This window comes from Hymenobacter siberiensis (assembly GCF_018967845.1).
Lineage (GTDB): Bacteria > Bacteroidota > Bacteroidia > Cytophagales > Hymenobacteraceae > Hymenobacter > Hymenobacter siberiensis.
Genome location: NZ_JAHLZZ010000001.1, coordinates 4587977 through 4606228 on the forward strand (window position 1 = coordinate 4587977; position 18252 = coordinate 4606228).

The 18252-nt window shown below is 59.5% G+C and carries 15 protein-coding genes and 1 pseudogene; 11 read left to right on the forward strand and 5 right to left on the reverse strand.

All coding sequences use genetic code 11. The annotated features are described in order from the left end of the window. Positions 1–11: 11 nt before the first annotated feature. Positions 12–4043 (forward strand): T9SS type A sorting domain-containing protein, encoded by a 4032-nt coding sequence (locus KQ661_RS22945; protein ID WP_216727863.1) that lies wholly within the window; start codon positions 12–14, stop codon positions 4041–4043. A 238-nt stretch (positions 4044–4281) separates the two neighbouring features. After that, on the forward strand, positions 4282–5394 hold the full coding sequence (locus tag KQ661_RS20165; RefSeq protein WP_216685953.1) for an IS4 family transposase: 1113 nt from the start codon (positions 4282–4284) through the stop codon (positions 5392–5394). Positions 5395–5904: 510 nt separating this feature from the next. Here the strand turns inward: KQ661_RS20165 and KQ661_RS20170 are convergent. Further along, a complete protein-coding gene (locus KQ661_RS20170) occupies positions 5905–8019 on the reverse strand; it encodes an IPT/TIG domain-containing protein (protein WP_216727864.1) in 2115 nt (704 codons plus the stop codon). A 314-nt stretch (positions 8020–8333) separates the two neighbouring features. Between KQ661_RS20170 and KQ661_RS20175 the strand changes: the two genes are divergently transcribed. The 5 genes from KQ661_RS20175 to KQ661_RS22950 all read left to right on the forward strand — a co-directional run bounded on the left by KQ661_RS20175 (position 8334) and on the right by KQ661_RS22950 (position 10487). Beyond that, complete coding sequence (locus KQ661_RS20175) at positions 8334–8936, forward strand: RNA polymerase sigma factor (RefSeq protein ID WP_226915655.1); 603 nt, start codon at positions 8334–8336, stop codon at positions 8934–8936. A gap of 103 nt (positions 8937–9039) precedes the next feature. Then, a complete protein-coding gene (locus KQ661_RS20180; RefSeq protein ID WP_216727865.1) occupies positions 9040–9423 on the forward strand; it encodes a hypothetical protein in 384 nt (127 codons plus the stop codon). A 118-nt stretch (positions 9424–9541) separates the two neighbouring features. Continuing rightward, positions 9542–9796, forward strand: coding sequence for an autorepressor SdpR family transcription factor (locus tag KQ661_RS20185; protein ID WP_216726830.1), 255 nt, complete (start codon positions 9542–9544; stop codon positions 9794–9796). Between the two features lie 28 nt (positions 9797–9824). Beyond that, a complete protein-coding gene (locus tag KQ661_RS20190; protein ID WP_216726831.1) occupies positions 9825–9986 on the forward strand; it encodes a DUF1648 domain-containing protein in 162 nt (53 codons plus the stop codon). Between the two features lie 27 nt (positions 9987–10013). Then, a complete protein-coding gene (locus tag KQ661_RS22950) occupies positions 10014–10487 on the forward strand; it encodes an SdpI family protein (protein ID WP_216727866.1) in 474 nt (157 codons plus the stop codon). Positions 10488–10593: 106 nt separating this feature from the next. Here the strand turns inward: KQ661_RS22950 and KQ661_RS20200 are convergent, their stop codons facing one another. Genes KQ661_RS20200 through KQ661_RS20210 form a run of 3 tightly spaced genes read right to left on the reverse strand, consistent with a single transcriptional unit; the run spans position 10594 to position 11670 of the window. Next, positions 10594–10842 (reverse strand): hypothetical protein, encoded by a 249-nt coding sequence (locus KQ661_RS20200; protein ID WP_216727867.1) that lies wholly within the window; start codon positions 10840–10842, stop codon positions 10594–10596. Between the two features lie 48 nt (positions 10843–10890). Then, positions 10891–11124, reverse strand: coding sequence for a hypothetical protein (locus KQ661_RS20205; RefSeq protein ID WP_216728023.1), 234 nt, complete (start codon positions 11122–11124; stop codon positions 10891–10893). Positions 11125–11151: 27 nt separating this feature from the next. Further along, a complete protein-coding gene (locus KQ661_RS20210; protein WP_216727868.1) occupies positions 11152–11670 on the reverse strand; it encodes a hypothetical protein in 519 nt (172 codons plus the stop codon). Between the two features lie 145 nt (positions 11671–11815). Between KQ661_RS20210 and KQ661_RS23175 the strand changes: the two are divergent. From KQ661_RS23175 to KQ661_RS20230, 4 genes and pseudogenes are all read left to right on the forward strand, one after another. Beyond that, positions 11816–12088, forward strand: a pseudogene (locus KQ661_RS23175) (hypothetical protein); the annotation flags it as partial. Between the two features lie 226 nt (positions 12089–12314). Then, the gene (locus KQ661_RS20220; protein ID WP_235727025.1) at positions 12315–12755 is read left to right on the forward strand and encodes a transposase family protein; all 441 of its coding nucleotides are present in this window, start codon (positions 12315–12317) and stop codon (positions 12753–12755) included. 205 nt (positions 12756–12960) lie between these two features. Next, complete coding sequence (locus tag KQ661_RS20225; protein WP_216727870.1) at positions 12961–13365, forward strand: carboxypeptidase-like regulatory domain-containing protein; 405 nt, start codon at positions 12961–12963, stop codon at positions 13363–13365. Between the two features lie 612 nt (positions 13366–13977). Beyond that, complete coding sequence (locus KQ661_RS20230) at positions 13978–14469, forward strand: carboxypeptidase-like regulatory domain-containing protein (protein ID WP_216727871.1); 492 nt, start codon at positions 13978–13980, stop codon at positions 14467–14469. A gap of 79 nt (positions 14470–14548) precedes the next feature. On the opposite strand, the gene KQ661_RS20235 is transcribed toward KQ661_RS20230, so the two are convergent. Further along, on the reverse strand, positions 14549–18208 hold the full coding sequence (locus tag KQ661_RS20235) for an ABC transporter permease/M1 family aminopeptidase (RefSeq protein ID WP_216727872.1): 3660 nt from the start codon (positions 18206–18208) through the stop codon (positions 14549–14551). Positions 18209–18252: the final 44 nt, after the last annotated feature.

The following is an 18252-nucleotide window of genomic DNA, read 5'->3' on the forward strand; positions in this document are numbered from 1 at the left end:
CGGGCCTGACCGTGGACGCGCCGAATGCAGGAGTAACTGTAGCCACAAACACCAGCGCGGCCTCGGACCTGAAAATGGCCGGCCAGGTACAGGTACTGCAAGGGACGCTAAGCGTGGGCAGCGCCACCGGCACCGGCAATGACCTGGAATATGCCAGCGCCGGAACCCCGACGCTGAAAGTTGCCACCGGGGGCACCCTGTACGTAAACGGCCAGATTCGCCGCACGGTGACCAACCTCGACGGAGCCTTACGCTTCGACCAGAGCGGCGGCACCATCGACATCGACGGTCAGGGCGCCACAACTGCTCAGAACAACGAGCGGGGTTTGTTTGAGGTACAGGGCAAGGGCAGTATCTTCCGCATGAGCGGCGGCACCCTGAACCTGCACCGCTCCAACGGCCGACCCACCATCGCGGCCGACCTGTACCTGGCACCCGACTCGACGGTAGTGACGGGCGGGACAGTAGTGCTGGGCAACACCGCTGCCGGCGTGGGCAACGTGAGCATCAGCGTGAGCGCGACGGTACCGCTCTACGACCTGCGCGTAGCAACCGGTGCCAACAACACGAACACCAACACCGGCCTACTCACGGGCGTGCTTGCGCTGGCGCTGAAAGGTTCGCTGACCATCGGCAACGACAACTCGTTCTTCAATGCCAACGGCTTGGATCTGAACATCTACCAGAGCCTCACCAACAACAACACCTCGGCCAGTACAGCCCTGAACGCGGGCGGTTTCCAGCCGATTTTGACTACGCAGACCACCAGCTTCCTGGGTGGCATTGCCACGCAGCTGCTCACGGGCACGGCCAGTAACCTGACCGTGTTTGGCGGCCTGGTGCTGAACACGCCCCAGACCAACGGCAAGCTGCAGCTCGGCGGCAACGCACTGACGGCCGGCACCCTGACCCTGACCAAGGGCACGCTCGACGACAACGGCAAAACCCTGACGGCGCTAGGCGACGTGCTGAACTCGGCCACCCACACCAGCACGGGCACGGGCAGCATCATCCTGGCCGGCACTACCAATCAAACCATTGGCGGCAACGGCACGGGCCGCTTCGGCAACCTGACACTGAACAATGCTCTTGGTGCCACGAGCACGACCAACCAGGAAATCACCCAAGTGCTCAAGCTCACCAACGGCGTACTCACCATCGGCTCGAACCTGCTGTGGCTGAGCAACACAGCCGCCGGAGCGGTGACTGGCTTTGATGCCACGCGCTTCATCCGTACCAACGGCATCGTGGCCGACCAGGGCCTGCGCAAGAACTACCCCGCCAGCGCACTGAACTTCACTTTCCCTATAGGTGCGGCGGCCAAATACACCCCTGTGCAAATGAACCTGACCACCAACTCGGTGGCCGGCACCATCACGGTGCAGCCCATTGACCTGGCTCACCCCTCCACCACTGATGTTGCTGCCAAGGAGCTGAATTACTACTGGCAAGTAGGCAGCACGGGCTTAAGCGCCACACCTACGGTTACGCAGCAGTTCACTTTCATCGACAACGGCGTGGGCAACGACGTGAACGGCACCAAAGCCAGCTACAAGCTGGGCCGTTTCCTGAACGGGGCCTGGGTGCCCGTCGGCGGCATTAGCGGCAGTTCGGTAGATGCTACAGCCAATACCCTCACCAATACTGGCGTCAACTACATCAGTGGCGACTACACGGGCGCGGAGGTTTCGGAGTTCAACGCAGTTGATACTTACTACAGCCGGAACGCTACGGCCGGCCTGGCCGCCGGCGCGGCCTGGAATCTGGCTTCGTCCTGGACGTTTAACTCAAACGGTACGGACTCCAGCCCGCTGCCTACCACCTTCCCCACCGTGGCCAACCCGGCGGTGATTCGCGCTGGTCACCTCATCAACTCGAACGGCCCCGGCCGTGGAGCAGCGACCCTGCAGCTGCTGGGTACGCTGGACCTGGCCGCCAACGCGGCCAATAATTTCAACGCCGTGACCGGTACCGGCACGTTGCGCATTGGCTCGGCCCTGTTCCCCGCCGGCAACTACAGCAACTTCGTAGCGCCCAACACAGGTAATGTGGATTTCACGGGTGCCGTGCAACTGCCGGCCCGCGACACGTACAATAATCTGACGTTCTCAGGTGCTAATACCAAGCAGCTGACCAACCTCGACCTGACCATCAACGGCACCCTGAGTGTGGCTGCCAACACGACCGTTAACAACCCCACCAGCCAGAACATCACCCTGACCTCAGCCACGAGCGGGGCTACGGTGGCCGGCACCTTCAACCTGAACGATGGCCAGCTGACGACAGGGGCTTCGCTCACGACGAGCAGCACTGGCATTGTGACGCTGGGGGCCGGCGCGGTAAGCCTGGGCACATCCCTGACCAACAACGGCTCGCTTACGCTGGGCAGTGGCAACTTCACTACGGGTACTTCGCTCACCAATGGAGGCACGTACGATGCCTCAACTGGCGCGGGTACCATCACGCTAGGCACCAGTTTCAGCAACAGCGGCACCTACCTAGCCGGTACCGGTAACCTAAACGCGGGCACCACCTTCACCAATTTGGCAGGCGGCAACTTTTCGGCCGCCACCGGTGAGGTGAATGCTAACGGAACCTTCACCAACGCGGGCTATTACATTGCCAACGCGACCAATCTGCTTCATGCCAACGCGGACTTCACCATTCCCACAGGCGGGAATTTTTTGGCGGGCTTTTCTACGATGGTGTTTCGCGGTAACTTTACCAATACTGGCAACTTCGACCAAGGCAACAGCCTGACGCAGTTTCTCACGGATGTTAATCATTCCGTCACCGGTAATACTACCTTCTGGGATTTGCAGAAGTTCGGGAGTAATACTCTCACATTGGGCACGAATACCAACATTACGGTAGTCGACCTGCTGACTTTGAAGAATGGCTTCCTCTACACGGGTCCGGCTGGTTCGACCAATATTATCAGCCTGACCAACACGGCTACTCAGCCCATTATCGGCAATACCCTGAGTTCTTACGTATCGGGCCGCCTGGCCATGACGCTGCCCAACGAAGCCGCCAGCATCCGGGTATTCCCAGTGGGTGCAGGTGGCCGCTACCGCCCTGTCACGATTAAGCCGCAGGGCGCTTCATTGAGCCCAGTGGTGCTGGTCGAAATCATCAACGGTGCGCCAGCTGGCACGGTCGATGGCACTTTGTCGAACCTCTCAGCCAACCGCTACTACCGTATTCATCTGCTGTCGGGCACCATCACCCAGCCCACCGTACAGTTGAGCTTCAACACTGATGTGGTGGACGAGGCCGTGACTGTGCCTGGTAACCTACGCGTGGCCCGTTCTAATGGCCCAAGCGGCCCGTGGAGCACGGCTGGCGGGGCTGGCGTATATTCTCCAGATGCGCCGCGTGGCTACACTATTTCAGCCGCTTCCCTTACTACTATCAACAGCACCTCCTACTTCGCACTGGCCTCGACCAACAAAGTGGATAACCCCCTGACGGGCTCTGCACCGCTGCCCGTCGAGCTTCTGCAATTCACAGCTACACTCAAAGGCTCGGCCGTGCACCTGGACTGGGCCACGGCTTCGGAAAAGAACAGCGCCTACTTCATGGTGGAGCGGTCGGCTGACGGCCATAGGTTTAATGAGCTTGGCCGCGTAGAGGCCCAGGGCAGCACCACCTTCCGCCACGACTACACCCTGGTTGATAACGCTCCGCTGACTGGCCTAAGCTATTACCGCCTGCGGCAGGTAGACAACGATGGCATCCTGGCCTACTCTCCGGTAGCTACGGTGCACTATGCTCCGGAAGGTGCCGCGCCGGTTCTGCAGGCCTACCCCAGCCCCGCCACCCACGACGGCTTCCAGGTAGCGGTTACCAACCTCACGGGCAGCGCGGGTAGCACGGTACAGGTGTTCGATAACGTAGGCCGCCTGGTATTCACGCAGGCCGTGGATGCCAACACTATGCAAGCCGCCATTAAGCCGACTCACCCACTGGCCTCGGGCATGTATTTCGTAACCTGGACAACGGAGAGTGCTAAGCTGACCATCAAAGTAGTGATAGAATAGCGTAGCGTAATTTTCCTGAATCCTGCTTCAACAACCCCGGCTGTTCATGCAGCCGGGGTTGTTCATTTTGAGCTCATTGCCGTGGTCGAGCTTTCGCACTAAAATTTCATACAGGGTTCCGCAGGGCTAAATCGCTATGCCATGTTGTATCCTGCTACTCTACCCTACTAAAAATCGGGCATAAAAACGGGAAGGTTCGACCTTTGTAGTTCCTCAACTGCCAAAAGCACCCCTTCCCGTGAAGCATTGCCTCGTTGCCAAAATTACGACCCTTTTGCATTCGGCCCCGCTGGTGCGGAACCTGGCCCGCAAGAAGTTCATTGCCCGCTTCGTGCTGGGTCTCTTCAAAAGTCGAAACGTACAATTTTGCGAAGTGGCGCAGCATCTCAACGACGGCGCAAAACTGGCCTCGAACGAGACGCGCATCCAGGACTTTTTTCGCGAGGTCGACCTGGATTACCTGGCCCTGGCTGTGCTACTGGTGGGCCTGCTGCCGGGCACGGGCAAGCTGCGCCTGTGCCTGGACCGCACGGAGTGGGACTTCGGCAAGTGCCAGGTAAACATTCTGCTCGTCACGGTGGGCCGCGGCGACTGCCACTGGCCGCTGTACTGGGAATTACTCGACAACCGCAGCGGTAATTCCAACGCGGCTGACCGCGCCGCGCTGCTGGATTTTTGCCTCCGGGTACTGGGCCCCGACCGGGTGGGGTTGGTGGTGGGCGACCGGGAATTTGTGGGCCATGCGTGGTTCAAGTACCTCAAAGACAAGGGCATTTTCTTCGTCATGCGCCTGCCCAAGCACCACTTGCTCACCGACCGCCACGGCCGCCGTCACGCCGTGGCCGACTGGGGCCTGCACCCGGGCCAGTGCCGCCAACTGGCCGCGTGCCAGGTCGACGGGGTCTGGGGTGGGGCGCAGGTCACGGCCCTGACCGGGGGCGAGTACCTGTTCCTTTTCGGCACGGCCAACGTCGCTTTTTTGGGCCAGTTCTACCGCAAGCGCTGGACCATCGAAGCCTGTTTTCAGAACCTGAAAGGGCGCGGCTTTGCCTTGCGCGGGACGCATTTGCAGTGCCGCGGCAAGCTCAAAAAACTCGTTGGCCTCGTGAGCCTGGCCTACGCGCTGTGTGTCAGCGTGGGCACCTGGCTCCACGAAAAGGTGCAACCCATCAAAACCAAAAACAACGGCTACAAACGCGCCAGTTTCAGCCGCCACGGCCTCAACGCTCTGCGGCAATACACGCGGCCCGGCCGCAGCACTGACCCGGCCTTCATTGCTAACATGAACGCCGTGTTTCGATGGATTATTTGCCAACTAACTCTTTATCAATTAACTAAAATAGTAGGGTAGAGTAGTATCCTGCTGTACCACTTAACGGAAACACTGCGGGTCCCTGCGGTTTAATTCTGCGGAGCATTGCATGAGAGCAATAAAAGTATTTGGTACACAAGCTCTGCCCCGTCAGAGCATTTTCCTTCGTCGGTAAGATGGTTGCCGACGGCTTGCTACTTCGCAACCGGGGTCAGGTAAGCAGCCAGTAGCTTTACCTATATCATAAGCCACTGAAAAAAATGGTGATTACCCATCACCAGACTATAGAGTTGTTTAGAAAGTCACAAAAGGTACTCAAACGGTCATGCAGAGCGCAGCGCAGCATGACCGTTTGAGTACTTTCTAAACAGCTTCTATCTATCGCTCAGGACTAACACCTTATAAGTGCTTGAACCGGTCAACCTAATCACCCGGACAAACACACATATCACTACCCTTTCGCACAAAAAAAGAGCCCCACCGGAAAACTCCGGTGGGGCTCTTTTTTTGCTGTAGGCGGCCGATTTGGGGAGGCTGCCCGGTTGCTGCTTAGCGCTTCTCGATGCGCCGCACGGCGATTAGACCACTCTGCCGCACTTCGAGGAAATACACGCCGCTGGCCAGCGTGGCGGGCAGCGCCAAATGCTTGTCGGCTCCTAGCGGGGCCGGGGCCAGCACCAGGCGGCCCGTCAGGTCGCGCAGGGCCACGGTGGCCGGTGCTGCTGAAGGCAGGTCTACCGTCAGGTGGTCGGTGGCGGGGTTCGGGAACACGCTTAGGCCGGGTAGCGCCTGGCTGGCCAGCGTGGCCGACACCAGGTTGAATGACGTGGCGCTGGTGGTCGTGCCACCCGGCGTCGTCACCGTGAGCAAACCGGTTACGCTGCCGGTGCCGGCAGGCAGCACCAAAGTAATGGTAGTGGCATTCACCACCGTGAAGTTAGGCACGTTGAACGAGCCAATGCGCACAACTGTAGCTCCTGTAAAGTTGGTACCCGTGATGGTTACCGACGTACCAGGGCCGCCCGTGGTGGGTGTAAAGCTCGTGATGGTGGGCACTGGCACGGTCACGGTGAACGTAGCACCGGCCGAAGTTCCCCCGCCCGGTGCGGCATTGATTACCGTCACGCCGCAGGTGCCAGCCGTGGCAATGGCAGCAGCAGGTACGCTGGCCGTCAGCTGGGTAGCCGAGACGAAGGTTGTGGCCAGGGCCGTGCCGTTGAAGCTCACAACCGAACCGCTGTAAAAGCCCGTGCCATTAAGTGTCAGGGTAAAGGCTGCCGCGCCGGCCACAGCGGTGGCGGGCGTCAGGCTGCTGATAACTGGCAGCGGGTTGGGGGCCACCACGGTGAACGTGCCCGTGCTGGTGGCCATGCCCCCGGCCGTGGTAACGGCAATAGTGCCCGAAGTGGCCCCGGCCGGCACCACGAAGGTGATGGTACTGGCATCTACTACGGTGAAGCCCGTCACTGCTACGCCATTCAGGGTGAGGGCCGAGGCACCAGTCAGGAAAGAACCTGTGACGGTGACCGTGGTACCTACCGGCCCGCTGGTGGGGCTAAAGCTGGCAATCAGCGGGGCCGGCGCTACCGGCGCGAAGGCAATGCCCCGAAAGGCCGTATTGGTAGCGGCCGTGGCCACCGGTGCCGGAATGCTGGTTAGCGTCGGGGCCACGTTGTAGCCGGTATTGTCGGAAAGCAGGTAGAGCCCGGTGGCGCTGGTGGCTACTAGCGACACCGTAGTGCCGGTGGTATTGCCATCGAGGCCGCGCACCATGGTCGTGGCCGACCCGGCGATGATGCCATTCAGCGTCCAGGTCCCGGCCACCAGGCTCCATTTCTGAATGCCGCCGCCGGTACCGCTGCGGTCATCCGCCACATATAGTACATCCACGCCGGGTACAGTCGTGCTCAGGTCAGCAAAGTAAAAGCCGTAGGGGCTGGGGCCAGCGGCAGTGGCAGGAAAGCCGGGCAGGATGGCAACGGTTTGTCCCGCCGCCGTAGGCAGGCCCGTACCCACGGCACTCAGACCGATGTAAGAGCTGGAAGCGGTCGAGATGTAGAGGTTGCCCCCGGCCACGGCCACGCCGCGCAGGTTGGTGGGCGAGGTGTTTAGCTGCGTGGGATTGAACCCACCGAAGGTAACGTACTGCACTCCCGAGTTGCCGCCCACTACGTACAAATCCGTGCCATCGGCCGAGGCCACGGCGCGTACGTTAGAGGCATTGAAGGCGCTACCGAGGCTCGTGCTGGTGTCCACGCTGCCATCGGGGCTCACCACGCCTACTACGCGGGCCACGTCGGCGGCTTGGGAGCTGGCCACGGCAGCGGTGCCCGGGGAGGTGCCGTAGCCGGCCAGCAGCAGGCTACGGCCATTGCCGGTACGGGACAACACTAATTCCGAAGTGGAGTTGCCACTGGCAGTAAGAATGCGGTTGTTACCGGTCACGGCCGTAGGCAGTGCCACCGACTGCACTAGCACTCCAGCTGGCGTGTACTCATCCAGGTATATGACTGTGGCCACCGCGGTCAGTGTGGCGGTGCCATCGCCTACGCGCGTCACCACAATGTTGCCCGGCGTGAAAGGCACGGCCGATGCTAGGAACGGACATAAATACAGCCACCCAACGAGGCAAACCAACAATTTGTTAAAGTAGAAATAATTCATGGTAAAAAGTGAAAACAGGAAAGAAGGTGAAAGGGGTATTCCGTGGCAATAAAGTTTAATTCAAAAGTACTAACCGCCATCCAATAGCCTGGCTGACATCAGGATTGACATCGCAAATAGTATAACTTTTTCCGTAAATGTCATCTATTTTAGGCAGCAAACCCAATACGTGGTCCCGCAGGCAACCCATCGACTACCGCTACCGCTGGCCATCGCCCCCGATATGAAAGGCTACCCACTGGTTTTGGTGCACAAATCGAAAAGTTGTAAAGTAATTTCAACCCGCCAGCGTCTGTTTATTCAGAATGACAACCATGGCACTTTCGCTCCCCTCTCCCCTCCTGCCGATGTCGGCCTCGCAGCAAGACCGCCAGATTGCTGAAACTGTGCGCCAGCAGCGGCCCCGGCTGCTGCAGTTCATCCGGCGGCGCATTCCGGATGAGGCCGAGGCCGAAGACCTCCTGCAGGACGTTTTCGCCGAGCTCGTAGAAAGCTACCGGCTGCTCAAGCCCGTGGAACAGGCGGCGGCCTGGCTCTTCCGGGTGGCCCGCAACCGCATCACCGACCTCTACCGCCGCAAGCGGCCAGTGAGCCTGGAGGCAGCCTTTGGCGCCGCCGAAGCCAGCGACGACGGTGAGGGCCTGCTGCTGGCCGACCTGCTCCCCGCCCCCGACGACTCGCCCGAAAACCGCCTGCTGCGCGAAACCCTCATGGAAGCCCTCAGCGATGCCCTGGCCGAGCTACCGGTGGCCCAGCGCGAAGTGTTTGTGTGGCACGAGCTGGAGGATAAGACCTTCCGCCAGATGGAGGAAGAAACCGGCGTGCCGCTCAAAACCCTGATTTCGCGCAAGCACTACGCCGTGCTGCACCTGCGCAAGCGCTTGCAAAAGCTCTACACCGAACTATTCACCGACTAAAGGTGAAGTGGTGAAATAGTGGGCTTGATGTTCTGCCAACCTCGTCGGCCGCATCAAATCCTAGTCTATCTAACCACCTCACCCTTTCACTATCTCACCTATCATGAACCGTAAATTCTGGCTGCTGCGCGGCCTTCGCTTCTTCTTCTTTGCGGCGCTCTTTGTTGCCGTAGTCGGGTTTGCCACACAGGCCCTCTGGAACTGGCTGATGCCGGCGCTGTTCCGCCTGCCGGCCATCACGCTGGGCCAAACCTACGGCCTGCTACTGCTGAGCCGTATCCTGTTTGGTGGTTTCCGGGGCAGGCAGCCCGGCGGCTGGGCCCGCAAGCGCCGCGAGTGGAAGCAGCGCATGGCCGGCCGCATGGAGCACCTCAGCCCCGAAGCCCGCGAGAAATTCCGCCAGCAAATGCAAAGCCGCTGCGGCATGGCTTCCTGGGGCCGCCGCCCCGAAACGGCCGCCGAAACCCCGGCGCAGCAGCCGGCCTAGCGGCTGGCAAGGTTCGGCCCAATCCACAAACTATGTTAGCAGCGCGGCCCTTTTTGGGGGTCGCGCTTTTTTATTCCGATTTTATTTAGATATTTGCCTAATTATTGAAACATCCTGTATGAATGCTCTTTTCAAAGCCCTGAACGACCCCACGCGCCGCGCCATTCTGGAGCGGCTGCGCGGCGGGCCGGCCACCGCCGGGGCCATTGCCAAGCAGTTCCAGTTCTCGGCCCCCACCATCAGCCACCATCTCGACCTGCTGCGCCAAGCCGACCTCGTGACCAGCCAGAAGCAAGGCCAGTTCGTGGTATACACCCTCAACATGACCGTATTAGACGAACTACTAGGCTGGCTTTACCAATTCAAGTCCTAACCTTTTCACCGCTCTTTTTGCCCTACTCATGAAGAAAAACCTACTCATCTGGCAACTGCTCACGCTCGGGGCCATGCTGGCCCCGTCGCTGTATCTGCTTTTTGTGTGGCCGCAGCTGCCGGCCCAGGTGCCTACGCACTTCGACAGCGCCGGACAGCCCAACGACTACATCGGGCGCGACCACATGTAGCTGCTCATGCTGGGGGCGCCACTATTTGTGGCGTTCTTTTTCACGATACTGCCCTATCTCGACCCCAAACGCCGGCTCGACAGTAGCAGCGTAAATTTCCAGAAGCTGCGCCTTGCAATGGTGGCCATGCTGGGAGGGCTGTTAGCCTACGGCCTGTATATGGGGCTGCACCCCGGCACCACAAGCCGGGGCATAACAGTGCTGCTGGGCCTGTTTCTGGCCTTTATGGGCAACTATTTAACCACAGTACAGCCCAATTACTTCGTAGGCATCCGCACGCCCTGGACGTTGGAAAGCCCTACCGTGTGGGCCCGTACGCACCGCATAGGTGGCATGGTCTTTTGCCTGGTGGGGGTCCTGCTTATCGGGCTGGCGCTGATAGTACCGGCCCGACAGATGAATCTGGTACCCGTGGGGCTGATACTGCTTACAACGGCATTTTGCTATGGTTACTCCTACTTCGTTTTCCGGCAGGAAGAGCAGCGGCGCAATGTGGTCTGAATCGCCTATTATGACAATAACCAGCTGATAACTAATTATTGTCTAATTAGTTAATTCTAACAGTACTCTACCCTACTATTTTTCTAGTGAATTGATATCGAGTAATTTACCAGCAAAACCAGCGCAATACTGTTTCCACCATTCGGGCGAGCTTCTCAGCCGCCCCGGTACCGGGGCGGCTGAGCTGGCGCAGGATATTTAAGCCGTGTCGGCTAAGGCTCATGGCTCGGTAGCCGTGGTTTTTGCGGCCGATGGGCTGGCTTTTCCGGTCGGCTACCGTGCCCACGCCCAGGCAAAAGGCGTACGCTAGACTGACCAGGGCCACGAGCTTGCGCAACTTCAGGTGGCAGCGCAAGTGACTGGCCTCCAGGTTGAAGCCCCGGCCTTTGAGGTTCTGAAAGCACTACTCGATGGTCCAGCGCTTGGCGTAGAGCTGCCCCATGTACGGCAGGCCCACGTTGCCAAAAAGAAAGAGGAAATCCCCGTCCGTCAAGGCCTTGACCCAGACCTGTCCCCAGACCCCGTCGACCTGGCACTGGGCGAAGCGCCGGGTCTGTCCGACGGCCAGGCCCAGGTCCGTAATGGCTTGCCGGCGGCCACTCGGGTGAGTGAGCAGGTGGTGCCGGGGTAGACGCATAACAAAAGGCAATCCGTTGTCCTTGAGCTATTTGAACCAGGCATAGCCCACGAATTCGCGGTCGCCCAGCACCAGGCCAATCCGGTCTTTACCCAGCACCTGGACGCAGACCCGGAGCAGGGCGATGCGGTCAGCCGCGTTGGAATTGCCGCTGCGGTTGTCGAGCAGTTCCCAGTAGAGGGGTACGTGAAACGCGCCCTGGCCCACGGTCACGAGCAGGATATTGACCTGGCACTGGCCGAAATCCCACTCCGTGCGGTCCAGGCACAGGCGCAGCTTGCCCTGGGCCGGCAGCAGGCCCAGCACTAACTGCGCCAGCACCAGATAGTTCAGGTCCGTTTCGCGGAAAAAATCCTGAATCCGGGTTTCGTTCGAGGCTAACTTGACGGCATCGTTCAAGTGCTGGGCCACCTCGCAGAATTGGACGTTGCGGCTTTTTATCAGCGCGATAATGAACTGGCTCACAAACTTTTGGCGAGCCAGGTTGCGCACCACCGGCAGGTGTTGTAAAACGGTCGTAATTTTGGCGATGAGGCGTTGCTTCATGGGGCGGAACGAGTTGAGCGTGTAGGAACCTCAAAGGTCGGGCCGCCCCGTTTTTATGCCTTGCCTGACTTTTAGTAGGGTAGAGTAGTGCTGATGCGGTAAAGTTAGCTATACTGGTGCGTGAGACCGGGCCGTACTTTTGGGGATGAATTATTTGGCCCTACGCGAGCGGCCGACGCAGTTTCTGGCCTTAACCAGTCTGCTGCCCGCCGAATTTGACGACCTGCTCACCGACTTTGCGCCCCGTTGGGAACGGCATCAGCGCTACCACACCCTCGACGGCACCCGGCGGCGCATCCCGGCCCATCGGGAGCGGGCCAATGCGACCTTGTCCGGTACCGACACGAAGCTTTTCTTCTTGCTGACCTATCTCAAAACCAATTCGTTGCAAGAGCACCAAGCCGCCAGCTTTGGCGTTTCGCAGACCCGCGTCAGCCGCCTGACGGGCCCGTTGCTCAACGTGCTCAACCAAACGCTGGCCGCCCGCGGCCTGTCGCCCGTGCGCGACGGCGCGCAACTGGCCCAGCGCCTGGCCGCGCACCCCGATAAGATCTTTACCTACGACGGGGTGGAACGCGGTATCCCGCGCAACGCGGACCGGGAAGGGCAAGAAGAAGAGTATAGTGCTAAAAAAAGTCCATGCCTTGAAAAACAACACCTTGTGCGACGATACGCAGTATCTGCACTACCTCTCGCCCACGGAATCAGGGCGCATGCACGACAAAAAAGTGGCCGACGAATACCCCTTGCACCTGCCGGCGGGCAGCGTGCTGCGGCAGGATTTGGGTTTGCTCGACCATCGCCCGCCGGGGGTGCTGGTCGAGATGCCGCACAAGAAGCCCCCGAAGGGCGAACTGACCTTTTCCCAGAAACTTTACAACCAGCTGCTGAGTCCCTTACGCGTGGTGATTGAGCACGTGCACAGTGGCATCAAACGCTTGCGCATGGTGCGCGACAAGCTGCGGGTCCGCGGCGACTGGTTTCGCGATACGGTCATGGGGGTGGCCTGCGGGCTGCATAACCTGCGCGTCCGCAGCCCACACCGGGCTTATCTCGCACACGAGCGCGCGAATCCCGCTAATTAAGCCGCATAAGTTTTAGTATTCTAACAGAAAACCTCCACACTAATAGTGCGGAGGTTTTTTTATGGATGCTGAGCCGGTGCGCTAACTAATAATTGCGCTTATCCCAGAATAAAAGCGAATTTATTATTACAAATGCTTGCAACATACTATGATTTTATTGTACGTTTGTATTCTGCAATAAATAATATTATTAGTGCAATTCGCCATGAAATTCGGCCTTACTTCCACCGTTGCTGCTGTCGGTTTTTTGTTGGCCGCCATGCCCAGCCAGGCACAATATGCTTATACCCAAGCGGGTGAAAAGATGGAAGAAGCAGCCGGCACCGACCCGGAAGAAGGCACTAAAACCGTCACTACCAAAGTTATTCATGGCGTGATACAGGGCAAAACAGGTGTATTACCCGGAGCTACGATTTGGCTACACGGCAGCCACACCATTGTGGTAACCAACTCGGAAGGTGAATTCGAGCTGCGCGTGCCCAGCAACACGAAAGAAGTAGAGCTGACCTGCGGCTACGGGGGCCTGCGCGAAGAAGTAGTGCATCTGGCAGCCGTGCAGGCACTGGGCTCGGTGTACCTGCTGCGCGATAAAGGCCCGGCTACCCAATGATTCCTTCCCGCCCACTTTCCTCTTGCTACTAGCTACCACACCTCTTTTCTGCAACCCCAATTGCTAAACCCTGGCCTCATAGGCCAGGGTTTTTCTATTTGATACTCCTAGAGAGGTTTCGGATTCTATGTACACGATGTAGAGACGCAACATTTTACGTCTCGTCGTTGAACGACCGGGACCGCACAAACCTGCGCGGTTATAACAACATCAGCAACGACGAGACGCAAAATATTGCGTCTCTACATCGTGTACACGGACCTTGAATTTGCTCTAAAGTAAAGCAAGGTGCGGGTACAAGCCCGGCCGGATATGTACAACTGCTCGTTCGCAAGCTGCAGGGACGGGCACAATGGGTTACGGCTCATTACTGAGGGAAATTACTCGACGGTCCTGGCGTGGGTTGTGCAACGGCGAGATGCAAAACATAGCGTCCCTATATCATTCTTACAATACACTCTGCAAGGAGTGCAAATGCGCCAGCTAATTCATTGCTTTGGCAAATCCAGTCATTCACCGGCGGTTTGATACAGTTGGGCGAGGCGGGTCATTATCCCACAAATGCAATGCGACATTTGTATCATTCAAAAATATCTGATACTTATCACCGCCATGCGCTTCTCCTCCTCTATACTCGTCGTCGCCGTTTTTGCCTGTGTTATCAACCTGGCTACTTTTACGGCGCAGGCCCAACGTGGCTTTACCGGCGCTGCTTTTGCCCTGGCGACTGATACCGACGGCGGGACCATGGGTACTAAGCCGGAGAAGAGGGTGCTCATGGGCAAAATCACCAATCCGGCCGGCCCGCTGCCCGGCGCCGTGGTTATCCTGACGGCCTCCAAGCAAATGGCCGTGACCAACGCCGACGGCGAGTTCAAATTTGAAGTACCAGCCAACGCCGGAGCCCTCGATGCGCTGGTGACTTACGCCGGCTACGCCGATGAAAAAATGACCCTGAATGCCTCGGCCGACGAGTCGACGGTGAGCCTGACCAATGCCCGCGTAATCGTGGTATCGCGCAAGCAGCAGCTCAAGCGCTACCTCAAAACGGCCCACAAGCAAGTGAAGCGCGACCTGCGCCAAGTGCGCCAGGTGCGCAAATAATCGCACGGCGGCTGCCCGAATACAAAAAATCCCCGACCACTTTGGCCGGGGATTTTTTTGTGCGCCTGTGCTTCCAGCCCTACAGGTCTTTGGTGTTATCGTCGAGCTGCCGGTCCATTAGCAAGTGGTAGGGGTCGATGGCGACGGAAGCGGGCTTTTTGCTCACCACGAAGCGCAGCTGGTTGTCGCCGGTGCGCAGGCGGCGCTTCTGGAGCAGCAGCGGGGCCACGGGCTTTTTATCCTTGCCCATTTCGGGGAAAATGGCCACGGGCAGGGCGTCGCGGGTTTGGTCGGCGGGCTTCTGGGCGCCCAGGCTGTCGGCATAAAACTTGGCCGATTTCACCGTGAAATCGACCTGATAGCGGCCGTCGGGCAGCTTTCTGCTGGTGGCGGCCGTCACGCGGTTATCGTAGAGCGTGATGCGCTCGAACTGGTCGGTGAGGTAGGCCTGGAGCGAATCGGGGGCGGCGCGGCGCAGGTAACCGATGAACTCCGTCGAGTTGGTGTAGGGCGGCTGCTGGTAGGCCACGGCGGCCACGTACTTTTTGAGGGCCGCATTCAGGGTGGCCTCGCCGAGGTAGTCCTGCAGGCCGTACATCACCACCGAGCCCTTGGCGTAGTGGATGTACTGCTGGTTTTCGACCAGCGCCAACGGCACTTCCTTCTTCTGCTCGAAGGCGCGGCCGGTGAGGTAGCGGTTCATGTCGAACTTAAGGAAGCGCTGCATGGTGGCCGGGCCATTGTGCGCCCGCAGCACCATCAGGGCCGAATATTCGGCCATGGCTTCGGCCAGGAGCGTGCTGCCCTGCACGTTGCCGCCTATTACCTGGTGCGCCCACCACTGGTGGCCTACTTCGTGGGCCGTCACGTAATAGGGGTAGTTCAGGTCTTCGGGGTCTTTGTCGTTCACGTTGGCAATGAAGCCGATGGCTTCGGAAAAGGGCACCGTGTTGGCAAAGCTTTGGGCGAAGGACTGGTAGCGCGGAAACTCCAGAATACGCAGTTGGCGGTGCTGGTAGGGCGAGAAGTTTTTGGAGCAATACGCCAGCGCATCCCGTGCGCTCTCGGCCATGCGCTTGAGGTTGTACTCGTGGCCCGGCTGGTAGTAGATAGTGATGGGAATGGTGCGGTGTCCGGCCGTGTCAACCCACTGGCTCTTATACTCTTGGTAGCGCGCCGAGAGAAAGGTGTAGAAGTTGAGCATGGGCCGGTCCATCACGTAGGTGAAGTAGCGGCGGCCATTTTTCACCCACTCCTTTTGCAGGTAGCCGGGGGCAATGGCGGTCTGGTCGGCCTCGGTGCTCACGGTGGTGCGGAAGCGAATCCAGTCGGCATCCTGGCTGATGTAAGTGTTCTGGCGCGCCTTCAGGTCGTTCACGGGGGCCATGCGGGGCTTGGGTTTCAGGCCGTAGTTTTTGCGGTCCTGGTCACCGGATAGCTCGGCGCCCTCGCGGTAGCCCAGGCCGGGCAGGTAGTTGCTGCTGATGAAGGTGCCGTTGTACACGATGTCGGTATTCGTGCCCGTGCTGGGGAAGCCGCGCTCCTGGTACAGAATATCCATGCCGAGGGCCAGCGAATCGCCGGGGGCCAGCGGCCGGGCCAGGCGGTAGAGGAGCACGCCGTAGGTGGTATCGTTCAGGGCCAGGGTGGCCTGGCCGGGCTGGCCCAGCGTGATGGAGCGCACGCGGGGGTTTTGCTCCACGGGAATGCTCACGATGACGGTATCGAGGGCGCGGGCGTGCTTGTTCACCAGCGTGAACCGGCCCCGGAACCGCACTGCGCGGGTGCTGGGGAAAATCTCCGTGTTCATATCCACGGCCGTGATGCGGGGCTGGGCCACGTCTTTGAAGCGGCGGTACTGCTTCTCGTAGGCTACCTGGCGCTTCTCACCTTCCTTGGGCGTCAGGTATTTGTTCAGCACGTTGGTGTTGTAGAAGATGTAGCCACCCGTACCCAGGCTGATGAGCAAGCCCAGGGCCAGAGCGGCGGTGCTGCCGGCGCTCCAGCGGCGGCGGGCTTCGCGCAGGCGGCCGGTGGTGTCGGTACCGCGTGTCCAAAGCAGGCTGGCCAGCAGCACCAGTAGCAACGCCACGCCGGCCCACAGCAGCTTGGTCCACCAGAAGGCGGGCAGGAAGTGCGCGTAGCCGTTCATGTCCGAATACTGGCCGGGTGTGGGGCCGCCGCCGTAGCCCAGCAGCCGGTGGCCAAAACCAATCTGGCTCCGGAAAATATTGGCTACGTAGTACATCACCATCACCGCGAAGCCCAGGTACTTGTTGTTCACCACCACCTGCGTCACCATGCTCAGCACGCACAGCAACAGCAGGAACGGCAGCTCATACAGAAACAGCGCCTGCAAATACTGGCCGATTTCGTAGTGGAAATAGCCTTTGAAGGTCTGAATCAGCAGGCCACAGACCATCACCACGGCCAGCAGCACTACCTGCACCAGCCCCAGCGCGGCCAGCTTGCTCAGGAAAGGCACCCAGCTGGGCACGGGCACGGCATCGGTAATCTGGGCCACGCCGGCCTCGCGCTCGCGCCACACCAGCTCGCCGCTGTAGAAGATGATGATGGCCAGAAAGAACAGGAAAAACGAGCCGGTGATGGCTTGCAGCACCTCGTAGGTGACGGGATAAGTAGCGGTATCGAAGGTTCGGCCAACCTGCGACGAGGTGGCCAGCAGCAGGATAACACCCGCTCCCGCAATGGCCAGAAAGTAGCGACTGCGCACAATGCCGCGAAACTCCAGTTTGGTCAGGCTCCACCACTGGCGCAGGCTCATGGCCCCGCTGAATACCTGCGCCACGCGCGGCAGGCGCAGGCCGCCGGGCTGGGCAGCGGGAACCGCTTCGGCCGCCAGGACATCGGCGGCAGCCACGCGGCGGCTCTTCTTATCGGGCTTATCCGAGGCGAAAGCTGAGAACCGGAACCGGGCGTAGCACAGGCCCAGCAGACCTAAGCCTACCGCCAGCCACACGGCCCGGTTCAGCAGCACATAACTGGAGAGGGGCAGCAGCAGGGAGTTTTTTTCGGCCGAAGTCCAGTAGCGGGTGGTGAATTCGATGGCCGATATGCCGAAGGCATCCAGCGCGGCTACCAGGTGCTCATTCTTGAGGTCCTGCAGGTAGGCCGTGGCCACCAGGTACACCACCAGCAGCAGCACCGAGCCGATATACGTGCTCAGAATATTGCGCGAAAGCGTAGCTCCCGTGAAGAAAATAGCGCCCGAAAACAGCAGATTGGGCAGCACCAGCACGAGGTAGGGCCACACGTAGGTACCGGCCGGGGCCACGGCCAGAAACCGCTCGGCCGCCACCCAGGGCATCATACCGGCCACGGCCGCGCCCAGCCCGATACCGCTGAATACCAGCACCGAAATCAGGTAAGAGCCAAAAAACCGCCCGCCCAGATACCCAAATTTGCTGATGGGCGTGGTGTAAAACAGTGAATGCGTACGGTACTCGAAGTCGCGGTACACGGGGTTGCCCATCAGGGAGGAGGCGATGATGACGCCGAACACGCTGAGCACCGCCGTGATGATGTTGAGCGAGAACGGGGCGTTGATTTTCACCGTCTGGCCGTCGCCGCCAAGGGCCACTTTCACGCCCGTACCGAAGCCGCCGCCGGCCGCCGTTACCAGCAGAAAAGCCATGGCGAACAGCAGCAGAAAATAAATCCAGGTAGCAGGCCGCCTGAGGCGGTATTTGAGTTCAAAAAGAAGTATTGGGAGGAACATGTGGTCAATTAAAAATGATGAATTAAAAATTAAGAATGAGGTGG